This is a genomic window from Microcoleus pseudofavosus SVA1_A4, assembly GCF_036700565.1.
In the GTDB taxonomy this organism is placed as follows: Bacteria; Cyanobacteriota; Cyanobacteriia; order Cyanobacteriales; family Microcoleaceae; genus Microcoleus.
The window spans coordinates 59,646-69,844 of sequence record NZ_JAUBPE010000034.1 but is presented as its reverse complement, the minus strand read 5'-3'; the positions used below and the strand labels follow the sequence as shown (position 1 = coordinate 69,844).

Annotated in this window: 11 protein-coding genes; 6 read left to right on the top strand and 5 right to left on the bottom strand. The window is 42.2% G+C overall.

Annotated elements, in window-relative coordinates; all coding sequences use genetic code 11:
• Window positions 1-56: 56 nt before the first annotated feature.
• Both QUA02_RS16530 and QUA02_RS16525 read right to left on the bottom strand, forming a co-directional pair.
• Window positions 57-209, bottom strand: coding sequence for a hypothetical protein (locus QUA02_RS16530; protein ID WP_333029268.1), 153 nt, complete (start codon window positions 207-209; stop codon window positions 57-59).
• 68 nt (window positions 210-277) lie between these two features.
• Entirely contained in the window at window positions 278-658 is a 381-nt protein-coding gene (locus tag QUA02_RS16525) for a hypothetical protein (protein WP_333029267.1), read from the bottom strand.
• 91 nt (window positions 659-749) lie between these two features.
• On the opposite strand from QUA02_RS16525, the gene QUA02_RS16520 reads away from it, so the two are divergent.
• Together QUA02_RS16520 and QUA02_RS16515 are read left to right on the top strand one after the other, a co-directional pair.
• Window positions 750-1,610, top strand: a complete 861-nt coding sequence (locus QUA02_RS16520; protein ID WP_333029266.1) for a DNA cytosine methyltransferase — start codon at window positions 750-752, stop codon at window positions 1,608-1,610.
• Complete coding sequence (locus QUA02_RS16515) at window positions 1,610-2,332, top strand: hypothetical protein (RefSeq protein ID WP_333029265.1); 723 nt, start codon at window positions 1,610-1,612, stop codon at window positions 2,330-2,332. Before QUA02_RS16520 ends, QUA02_RS16515 begins: the two co-directional genes overlap by 1 nt.
• A 22-nt stretch (window positions 2,333-2,354) precedes the next feature.
• On the opposite strand, the gene QUA02_RS16510 is transcribed toward QUA02_RS16515, so the two are convergent.
• Entirely contained in the window at window positions 2,355-2,819 is a 465-nt protein-coding gene (locus tag QUA02_RS16510; RefSeq protein WP_333029264.1) for a hypothetical protein, read from the bottom strand.
• A 138-nt stretch (window positions 2,820-2,957) separates the two neighbouring features.
• On the opposite strand from QUA02_RS16510, the gene QUA02_RS16505 reads away from it, so the two are divergent.
• The 4 genes from QUA02_RS16505 to QUA02_RS16490 all read left to right on the top strand — a co-directional run bounded on the left by QUA02_RS16505 (window position 2,958) and on the right by QUA02_RS16490 (window position 8,412).
• On the top strand, window positions 2,958-3,398 hold the full coding sequence (locus QUA02_RS16505; protein WP_333029263.1) for an RNase H family protein: 441 nt from the start codon (window positions 2,958-2,960) through the stop codon (window positions 3,396-3,398).
• 138 nt (window positions 3,399-3,536) lie between these two features.
• Window positions 3,537-5,075, top strand: a complete 1,539-nt coding sequence (locus tag QUA02_RS16500; RefSeq protein WP_333029262.1) for a hypothetical protein — start codon at window positions 3,537-3,539, stop codon at window positions 5,073-5,075.
• 6 nt (window positions 5,076-5,081) lie between these two features.
• The gene (locus QUA02_RS16495; protein ID WP_333029261.1) at window positions 5,082-7,793 is read left to right on the top strand and encodes a hypothetical protein; all 2,712 of its coding nucleotides are present in this window, start codon (window positions 5,082-5,084) and stop codon (window positions 7,791-7,793) included.
• 46 nt (window positions 7,794-7,839) lie between these two features.
• A complete protein-coding gene (locus tag QUA02_RS16490) occupies window positions 7,840-8,412 on the top strand; it encodes an HU family DNA-binding protein (protein WP_333029260.1) in 573 nt (190 codons plus the stop codon).
• 70 nt (window positions 8,413-8,482) lie between these two features.
• Here QUA02_RS16490 and QUA02_RS16485 read toward each other — a convergent pair whose 3' ends face one another.
• Complete coding sequence (locus QUA02_RS16485) at window positions 8,483-9,325, bottom strand: ATP-dependent DNA ligase (RefSeq protein WP_333029259.1); 843 nt, start codon at window positions 9,323-9,325, stop codon at window positions 8,483-8,485.
• A gap of 13 nt (window positions 9,326-9,338) precedes the next feature.
• Window positions 9,339-10,166: a DNA ligase-like domain-containing protein gene (locus QUA02_RS16480; protein WP_333029258.1), complete on the bottom strand. Its 828-nt coding sequence runs from the start codon at window positions 10,164-10,166 to the stop codon at window positions 9,339-9,341.
• Between the last annotated feature and the right edge of the window lie 33 nt (window positions 10,167-10,199).

Genomic DNA, 10,199 nt, shown 5'->3' with positions numbered 1-10,199 from the left:
CTCGACTTTTTTTGACGCTTTTATTGATTTTAACTATTTTACACTTATTCGGATATTTACAAAACCGGGATGCTCCCGTTATCTAGTTGGTCATACTGATTGTTTAGACCTTCAGATACATTGAAAACTTCGGAGTCAATATCGATCGCAAATTTCACTTTCTCCGTGGTAAATTTATCGAAGTCAAACTTTTCTACGGTAATAGTCATGGTAATTACAGGGATGAGAGGTCACTTCCTTATCGCGAAGCGCCCCTTACCCACAAACCTCAACTACCTCAAATTCTGATTATTTTGGTTTTCTGCCCAGTTCGATCGATATTATTCTTGGTTCCACGACTTCTCCCGTCCCAGAGAGCCAAACCGTAATCGCAAATGGAGCACATTGCTTTGTCCCGATCGACATAACTACCTGGAATTCCAACTGTTTGAAATCCAGTAACGTTTCTTGGTTTCCCGTTTCCCGACCAGAGAGCAAAGTAAACCTTAACATCCAGATAATTGCTGTTGCGGAGATATTCTTGAACTAGCTTGTCAACTCCTGACGCATCACCTAAAATTATTGAAAAGTTCAGCTCCATTATTCGATCGATTGATGGCAATACAGCACTGATATCTTTGATTGAGCGACTGCCAGAAATCATTACAATTTTAGTCATACTTTTACCTCAAAACTACTTCCCAAACATGAAGTGAAAGTGATAGAATCAAAATAAACCACTAACATGAAACTGAAATGCGTTGATTTGTATGCAAGCAATTAGTTTATTTTCAGGAATTGGAGGATTTGAACTAGCAGCACAATTAGTTTTTGGCGATGACGTACCATCTAGCAAACTACGATATCAAACATTTCAATTTGTCGAAATTAATCCTTATGCTCAAAAAGTCCTCCAATCCCACTTCCCTAATATCCCCATCTGGTCAGATATCAACACGTATCATCCACCCAAACTCAGACAACTCGGCTTTCCTACGATCGTCATTGGCGGTTTTCCTTGCACAAATACATCAAACGCAGGAAAGAAAGAAGGATTGGCAGGCGCTGAATCTGGATTATGGTGGGAAATGTACAGAGTCATTGTTGAAGCCCAACCAGATTTTGTCATTATTGAAAACCCAAAAGGCATCATTTATAGAGGCTTGCGAACAATCTTGGGAGCCTTGCGAATGGCAGGATTTGAGGCAGAAGTTGAAGTTATCAGCGCGTCGGAGTGCGGTGCGGTACATGAAAGACAAAGAGTATTTATCGTTGCCTACCTGCACGACTTACAGCTCCAGCAACGGAAAGGGTGGCAGAGCTGGACAAACTCGCTTAGAGCAAATATTGAAGCAGCAAGGTCGTTTGTTACCTACCCAGAAACTCAACCCAGAATTATGCCTTTGGATGCTAGCAATTCCAATTACTTGGCTGGACTGCATTATGAAAACTGGTGGAAATTCAATTCCCCACCAGCCAACATTGGACTGCCACGAAACACACCCGGACGTGCTGAAGCAATAACTCTGACGGGTTTATCAATCTGTGTTCCGCAAGCCACTGTTCCCTTAATGCGTCTTCAGTTTCTAGCTCACTTACTTAGCAACCAACATATTCGGAGATCAAACTAATGGGTAGAAAGAAGAGAAAGATGAAGCCGAAAGAAAGACTGTTTCTGGAGATGAGTTATGGTCGAACACTCAATCTACAGTGTATCATCGACAAATCACATCACAGTGACGGTCATGGCGTTTATCTAGAAATCGATCGAGGTAAGGAGAAGCAACATCGGCTAATCTCCGTTCATGCCAGCATATTGGATGCGTGGAAAGTTGCTTTGAATGGAAACTCGCTCTTAGAAAAATCCAGCTTCAGTTACTCAAAAAGCAACGATGACATTACTCAAGAGTTCATCCGTAATTTAGTCCAAGTTTATGGTGACTATGATTCAGATGACGCTCAATATATGCCCAAGGGTGATAATCGAGTTATTTTACCCTGGCTCTTGTCTGGGGGAAAGATGGACGATCCGAATATCCCTGAAGGAATTACCATTGAAACTCTCAAACCTCCTGTGACCAAAAAATGGAAAATTTACCACCGTAAATGTAGCCATCCTGATTATGCTAATGGGATGTTTGCAATCGGCACTTCAGACACGGATGTTTTGTTGACTCAAGACACAGAAATGGTAGTCATTAGCAATGCCTACATCCTTGCTGCTTATCTGGCAGACCACCTGAATGATACCGACCACAGCGAAAGATATTTGGCTCAGGCGGAACTCGATCGACTCTATGCAGATGCCCAAACAGTTTTCTCTGTTCATCTCAATATTGTTGACCTCAACTAATTTAACTATTCGAGTGTCTGGATCAAAAGGATAAAACCCGCTCAAATTCTTTGAGGACATATCTCAAAAACTTGTGATTCCGACTAAGAAGTTTTAAGAACCTGTCAGGGAGACAAGTAAATCCTTGCCGAGTCAGCTCCTCAACCAGAAAGAACACAGCATATCCAAAGTAAAATAGTTTCGGGGCTATATCACCTTCCGGCGTAAATCCTTCAGTGGATACGAACGAATTGCCTTTAGTATCTAGATACTGAACCACATAGAGAATCCCGCCAGCACTAAGTTCTAGGGATTCTCTATTATTTTCTTTTAATTTTCCATTGGGTCGATCGAGTCTGAACTCATAGTACATTTCCCTAGTTAAATCGTTCATGTGGTCTAGCTGTTGCCTCAACCTCATGTTCTCTGCCTTTATCTGCAAATTATTTATTAACAGTTGCGAGTTATCGATCAATAATTCCGAAATTAGCGACCGATAACCGTGCATATTCTCTCAATAAGTCTGTGTATTCTGACATAAAAATCTCTCAATTATTTGTTATATTATATCAAATTAGAAGTAACAATAGCTCACAAATAAACTGCTTCGCTAGGAGGTTTTGATGTCTATTTTTGTGAAAGTCTTATGGTTGCCGTACAAAATCCAACAGAAACTCAAACAAAACCTGTAGTAAACATTCATTGTGATGGTGCTTGCTCAGGAAATCCAGGCCCCGGTGGCTGGGCTGCAATTCTCACAATTCCAGGTAAGTCCAATAGAAAAGCAATTAGTGGTCGAGCAACTAGCACGACAACAAATAATCGCATGGAACTGACAGCAGCGATCGAAGGCTTGAAAGCTCTCAAGAAACCTTGCAAAGTTACGCTGTTTTCGGATTCAACCTATGTTGTCAACACGATGAGTAAAAATTGGAAGCGTAACGCCAACCAGGATTTGTGGGAAGAACTTAATAAGTTAGCAAAAGTTCATGAGGTGACATGGCTGTGGTTAGCACGGAACTCGACTCCTGAACTAACTGAGTGCGATCGACTCGCTAAAGAAGAAAGTTTGAAGTCCACTTTTTGAAGCTAGTTTCATCCCCTGACTCTGTAGGAGGTCAACTAACCCCACAGAGTCAGAGATTCCCCCGTACAGGTATTAATGAGTGTGATTTGAACTATAATATTTGGTAAAGTATTTATCAAGTATCGCAACACAATTACTATGCCAACAGAAACACCCCAATCACCAGATATCAGCGCTCAAATAGGCGATGTCTGGGCAAATTTTCAATCGCTAACTGGGGTTGCTGAAATCAAAAAAATAATGGATGCTCCACAACAATGGTTGATGGAACAGCCACTAATTCAAGGAATATTAAGCCATCCAGCGGGGGCAGCTATCTTAGGTTGGCTTGAATCCTCACAAAATGTAGCAGCATTCCCTGTTCTAATAGCTCAATGTGGTACAGCATTTCTGGAAACATCCCACGGTATAAACAGAGCTTACAATAGCAGAGCTTATGCCAATTTAGCTGGTGCTGGCGAAAAAGCATTGTCTGTACTAACTTCTACCAGTACAGAAAAAGGTATCTATGGTGATGCCATAAATGCTTTCAACAACAGTTTAAATCTACCAGAACTATCGAAAACAGGAGTGCAAATTAATTACGCTATGGATGAGGCTTGGTCATCAATTAATCAGAAAAAGCTTCAAATGCAAGAAGAAGCTAGAAAATTACGAGATAAATATTACCAAGAATTGCAAGATGAGCGACTAAAATTAAACGATCGACGTAGAACACGAGCTAAATACAACAATGTGGCTAGAAGTTTGGTTGCTATGGGTGATGCACCTATCCCTTCTCCCAAAATTCTACGTTCTACGACAGGAACAGGAACAGGAACAGGAACAGGAACAGGAACAGGAATAGGAACAGGAACAGGAACAGGAACAGGAACAGTAATAGGTCATAGCAACTACGATATCAACTCTATTTACAACGATCGGATTTTATCAATCCGAAGTGTCCCGGTCAATGCAAGCGCTTTGGTAATTGTCCCGGTCGTAGCACCGATCGTTGCGGTAGGCGGTGCTTTGGCGACTGTAGGGATTACAGCAGGCATAATCTCTAGCATAGCAAGCTGGTTCTTGACCAGTTGTATGACTCTGATTGGAATACCAGCGAGTTTAATTACAGCTATCACTCATTGCGTAACTTCGATCGTTCTCAAAGTTTCGGGAAGTTCTGGAGCTGAAGCACTAAGATTCTTTGCTGCTTCGGCTTTAAAAGTTAACGAAGCTCTGTTGATGACTGTTTTTGGTACGACGAATATGAATGTTACTGCCTGGATGTTTTTGTTGGGAATGGCAGGCCCGATTTTAATTGTCTCAATCATCATTATTTTAGCCATGCGAAACAAAACTGCATTGTCGAAAACTCTCTACATCTTTGGAGATTTAACCGAGAATCCTAACCGATTTAATTTGATGGTAGCTTCCATGTACGACACTAATGCGATCGAAATATTGGACAAATTCAAAGCCTCAGCTAAAGAGATGCGAGACACTGCTCGACTTAGTATGAGCCAAATTGTCGGACTGGGGATAGATGCTAAAAATGAGTATGCTATTTGTTATAATCTAACTAATCCTGATAACCCGGTTCAAGTCACTGGACAAGAAGCGATTGTAGCATTATTAGGAGCCGACAAAGTTGCTCGAATAGCAACAGGCAGGCTGAACTTCATGGACTTCATTTAATCAAATATGCCAACAGAATATGACCTCAAATACGACTGGTACGGCGCAGATGAAACACTGGCAAAAATATCAACTGTTGCTGTTTTGTCTGTGTGGGATTGCATTGCAAAAAATTGGTCTAATACTCCCAAAGTAACTTTGCGAAATACCCTGCTTTCAGGGTTGCACAAAGATGTTGGGAAAGATAGATTTTGCATTGGTGAAATTCCAGAAAATACCAAAAATGCAGCTTTGCTAAATCCTTTTATAGCTAACAAAACCGATCGATATCAACTGGATTTAGCTAGCAACTCCCGCAACCACGGCAGATTCACATTTAACTTGGCTCCCATTGGAAAAGAGTATTATGGACTCAAAACAACTGAACAATGGAAACGAATCATTTACGGCAGTATTCTTCACACAGGATGCAAGCATTTAATTGGGCGAGAATTCAATTATGTCATTGTTGATGATACAGCCCGAGATGCAAATGGAAATCCGCAAGATGACCCAATAAATAAACGGCACTGGAACAGCGGAGACAGTCACGGAAAAGCTTCCCGAGAATTTATGCAATTACTCGGCGCGGGAACAGTCGAATTTAATCCTGATGAAATTGATGCTGATATTCCTATTCAGTTTAGGATAGCTGCATTTAAAAAATGGGTAGCCAAAGGGACGATCGCCTATAATCCCGCACTAGATGACTCTGGCTATGATCTGGTCATTCCTTGGAGTTCTCTAAAAGGTAATAAACCACCCCTCGGAAACTACAGAGATAAATTGCTGTGTGGTTTGGTATTTGAGGCGGAAAAACGCACAGCAAAAGCGGGCTGGATGCTATTTCAATGGTTTAAATTTGAAACTCTGGAACAAGACAAAATTATCAGCAGACTTCGATCGAAATGTGAAAAGTTAGCAGCAGCTACTAATTCTATTCAAGCCTTGGCTACTGAGTTGCGAATTCATCAGGTTGAAGCAGAGTTAGAGCGCGAACAAGGCGACTCCATTCAGTCAGAGGCAGAGTATGTCAACACAGCAATGGAGATTATTAAATATGACATAAAAGGCAGACTGTTACTGCATCCCTATATCACCGGGAAAGTAGCAGAAAGACTTCGCGCCGTTTGGCTCAACTTAGCAAAAGCAGCCGGAGTTCGTTTCTGGTCACTGATGTCGCAACCGGACGAATATTTCCAAAAATACGAAACTACGGACGCTAACAACGTAACGACTTTTAGCCAAAAAGTATTTTGTGCACCGGGGATGCCAGTCGGTGAGTACATCGTATTTTGCAATCCAATGCGCCACTGGGGAGACTGTCAGCTTTGGATCAACCGTCATGAAGGCACTTATGCCAAAGGCTATGGATTGATGGCAGCCTCGACAAAACTCATGCTGAATTTGGGCAGAGACTTTGACGGGGACTTTGTTCAGCTCATCGCATCCAAGGAGTATCCAGCTCTGAGAGATGCGATCGCCAACTTTGACAAACCTCCATCCGTTGACAAACTTCCAAAAATGGCGTTGCCTGGAACTCTCCAACAAGTTGCCGTTAACAGCATGAATGACAGCACTGGGATTGTGGCTTCACTTCTGGGTCGGGCCCGAGGTGCAGGTGCTGAAAATATAGTCCTCAACATCCCGCCGGGGGGAATGCAGACAGCTCCCAAAGAAATGGCAATCATCGACTTTCTCAGTCAGGAATTGCAAATCGCTGTTGACTCCCTAAAATCGGCATATCCCAATAATGACAAGGGTTTACAAGCTGTTACCGAATATCTCAACACTCTCGGAGACGGCGGGAAAATCCCCTGGCTCAAAGATTTTAAAGAGGATGCGGTTTATCTAACTCGACCCTGTTCAGTTGCCGACGATGCGATCGATACTATTTCCCGGCTGGTGAGAGTCGTTAATACCTACTGGAAACCAGCTCAACTGGAAACCAACATCGACATCAACTCCTTTGAGAATGCACTTTTTGTGGGTGTTGTGGTTGATCGAAGGCAATTAGATTTTGCTTTTGAACAGCGGAAGGGATATGCAGAGGAAATGAAGGTGGCGATCGAATGGAAAACTCAAAATGATGGCGATACTACCAAAATCCGTGAGGTGACGGCTAAATTTCAAGCTCTCAAAGAATTTGCGCTAAATCATGTTGCGACTGATGATGGCGCAGCTTTCAGCGAAAAAAGTTGGGCGGCTGCTTACTGGAGAGCGGTTCATACCAATGCTACTGCTTTAAGTACCGGGTCGCTAGTGTTCAACTTATTTAGGGAAGAGATTTTGACTGATTTACAAGAAAACCCTGATACTTTGCCTTATTTCAACGCCTACAACGTTCACAAGCAAGAACCCAATGTCTGGAGTAAAGGTGAATGGAAAGGGCAAAATGTTCTAATTCGGATTGTTCAGCGAATGAAGCCTGCTGCGGGAGAAGTGGCAGCACGGATGGAACTTGGCGTTGATATGAGCTTCCCTGAAAGTACCAGAAATGTCGGGTACTTTCCGCTTGGATGGATACCGAAAGACTACCAAAGTAAAGTTGCGATCGGCGAAACTCGCGAAATGCGCTGTTACACCAACGGCAAATATATGGACGAAGCTGGGCGAATCATTACCAAAACAGTTCGGCTCTATAATCGATCGCTCTCTCAAGAACAGATCGATTACTTAGAAAATAAGATGCCAGCAGGACTTTATACCCCTGAAGATTTTGGTCTACCACCAAATTAATCATTTGATAGTGCATAATTAAAATATTCATTAGTTAGCATTAGTCATGTCTGCCTTAACTGACCACGTAAAAGCTTCAACTGGATTTTCTGAAAGTACCGTTAACGCGGTATGGGATTCAGCAGTAGCCTTCATGTCACTCACTCTCCGCAATGGTGAAAAACTACCATTGGAAGGGTTAGGGATTTTAAAAGCTACCGATCGACCTGAACGTCAAGGACGCAACCCTCGGACTGGAGAAGCTATCACTTTTAAAGCTTCTCGCAGACCTAAGTTGACTTTCAGCAAATCCTTTTTGACTTTAGTTCAGCCAGATCCAAGCCAACCACAGCCTGCACCTGCTGCTGAATCTACTGCTCAATCTGTCGCTCCTGTTGCTCCTGTTCCTCCTGTTGCAGGCATTCAACCTCCTCCTATTCCAGCCGACTTGCTAGCGCAAAAAACCTTGAGTCATCCTGAGCAAACCTGGCAAATCAAAGCTCCTGACAGTTCCTTCGTTGAAGTACCAACAAGTGAACTAGCAGGCTGGGGAGTTAACGCTAGCACCCCGGTTTACTCGCCTAGCACAGGCTGGAAATTAGCGGGGAAAGTGCCGGAACTTGTAGGAATCGTCAAATAGTTTTGAACCAGACAGAAAAAAGCTTGAGTAGATGTACACTACTCAAGCTTTTTTCTGCCTCTATTTTGGCTCACACAAATGCCGAAAATATTGGATGCCGTAAAGAGCCTGTAGCAGTCACGCCAAGATAAACCACTTCCAGCGTTCTGCCTAAATAATCAGCTTGGTTTGCAAATATTGTCGATCGCTCCAAGTCAGTAAATCCTGTCCCCACTCGACTATTGATGATTTGATTGTTAATCATTCCCCGAATCAGTAAGTTACCCAGAGACTTTGCATATTTGCCACTACCTTTGGTAAACCCAACCACCGTAAAGTTGTTCTTAACAAAGTTTTTCACTTTTAGGAGATTGTTCGATCGAACCCCGGAGTAAATAGAGTTCGGATTCCGCAGCATTATCCCTTCATCTGAGAGTCCAGAGCTTTTGATAAACTCAGCTTCTGTTTGGATTATCAAAGGATTATTTTCAATCAATTTCTGAGGGACGTAGCTAACTTTCCCCATTGCCGGGAAAATTTGCTTGACCTGATCTACTTCATGAACCGTCTCCATTGTCGGGAATTGATTGAACCCGATCGCAAAGATGCGGAATTGAACTTTTTGTTTATTTGCTACTACAGATTCTACAGTTTTTCTACTGCGGACAATTCCTGAGATAACATCAAAAAGAGTTCCAGGGATGTACAACTCACCGTCTATAAAAGATAGATTATTAGTCGATCGGATACTTTCGCATATTTCCTCAATCTCAGTCATTCCTGAATACTGAGTCAAGCCCGATCGACTTCTCAATCCACTGCTCATATTTTCATATAAGCAGCGGACCCCATCTAGTTTAGGGCTGCTAAACCATTCAGCAACACCATAGTTTTTTGTTGGGCTGTAAGTATTGGCTAATTGTGGCAACATCATTCAAACTTGCTCCTTAAACGAATCGACCCAAAGCAGGGGTTCGTAAATTCCCTGTAGCACTTAGCCCCATATAAACGATTTGGACTTGTTTACCCATATAGGAATCTCTATTCATCCAGAGATCCTGTTCCTCTTCATCGTTTAAGCCGTAAACACGAGTAATTTTATTAACTCCATTCACCATGCCTTCAACTGACATATAACTTACGAAATTCACTACAGGATTTTGAGTAAATCCAACAACAGTAAAGATTCCGCTTGTTATACCCTTCACTTTCAAAAAGTTGTCCGATCGTACTTCTGAATAAACTGAATCAGGATTTCTTAGAAATATTTCATCAGAAATACCAGAATTCACTATTTTCGTATATTCATCAAGAACTCCGAGGGGTGTACTGCGAATCAATTCTTGAGGTATATGGCTTACCATTCCTGTTGCAGGGATGTTTTGTCGCATCAGAGCAATCATTTCGTGAGCTGTCAGATTAGGGTTTGTTGTTGAAACAACAGCAGAAACTCTAAACTGAACAGCAAACTTTTCCGAAAGGTCATAGTTTGTTCGATCGCGAACCAATACCGTAAGTTCATCAAGTGTTTTGCCGGGGATGAACAGCTCACCGTCCATGAACGACAGATTATTAGCATCACAGATACTGCGACAGGCTAACTCAAGCCGATCGAGTCCAACAAATCTTGTGGTTAAAGTTTGGCTTCTTAATCCGCGTGTCATACCGTCTCGTGTATAAACGCAACGAACTCCATTGAGTTTCGGACTGCTGAACCAAAATCCTGTAGGATACTCCTTTGTTGGGTTGTAAGTGTTTGCTATTTGTGGAAGCATTTAATTCTTGTGATTATTGAATAGTTTGAGCTT

Excerpts from the sequence above, each read along its gene's own strand:
- QUA02_RS16530 (WP_333029268.1), bottom strand. The coding sequence starts at position 209 with ATGACTATTACCGTAGAAAAGTTTGACTTCGATAAATTTACCACGGAG.
- QUA02_RS16525 (WP_333029267.1), bottom strand. The coding sequence starts at position 658 with ATGACTAAAATTGTAATGATTTCTGGCAGTCGCTCAATCAAAGATATC.
- QUA02_RS16520 (WP_333029266.1), top strand. The coding sequence starts at position 750 with ATGCAAGCAATTAGTTTATTTTCAGGAATTGGAGGATTTGAACTAGCA.
- QUA02_RS16515 (WP_333029265.1), top strand. The coding sequence starts at position 1,610 with ATGGGTAGAAAGAAGAGAAAGATGAAGCCGAAAGAAAGACTGTTTCTG.
- QUA02_RS16510 (WP_333029264.1), bottom strand. The coding sequence starts at position 2,819 with ATGCACGGTTATCGGTCGCTAATTTCGGAATTATTGATCGATAACTCG.
- QUA02_RS16505 (WP_333029263.1), top strand. The coding sequence starts at position 2,958 with ATGGTTGCCGTACAAAATCCAACAGAAACTCAAACAAAACCTGTAGTA.
- QUA02_RS16500 (WP_333029262.1), top strand. The coding sequence starts at position 3,537 with ATGCCAACAGAAACACCCCAATCACCAGATATCAGCGCTCAAATAGGC.
- QUA02_RS16495 (WP_333029261.1), top strand. The coding sequence starts at position 5,082 with ATGCCAACAGAATATGACCTCAAATACGACTGGTACGGCGCAGATGAA.
- QUA02_RS16490 (WP_333029260.1), top strand. The coding sequence starts at position 7,840 with ATGTCTGCCTTAACTGACCACGTAAAAGCTTCAACTGGATTTTCTGAA.
- QUA02_RS16485 (WP_333029259.1), bottom strand. The coding sequence starts at position 9,325 with ATGATGTTGCCACAATTAGCCAATACTTACAGCCCAACAAAAAACTAT.
- QUA02_RS16480 (WP_333029258.1), bottom strand. The coding sequence starts at position 10,166 with ATGCTTCCACAAATAGCAAACACTTACAACCCAACAAAGGAGTATCCT.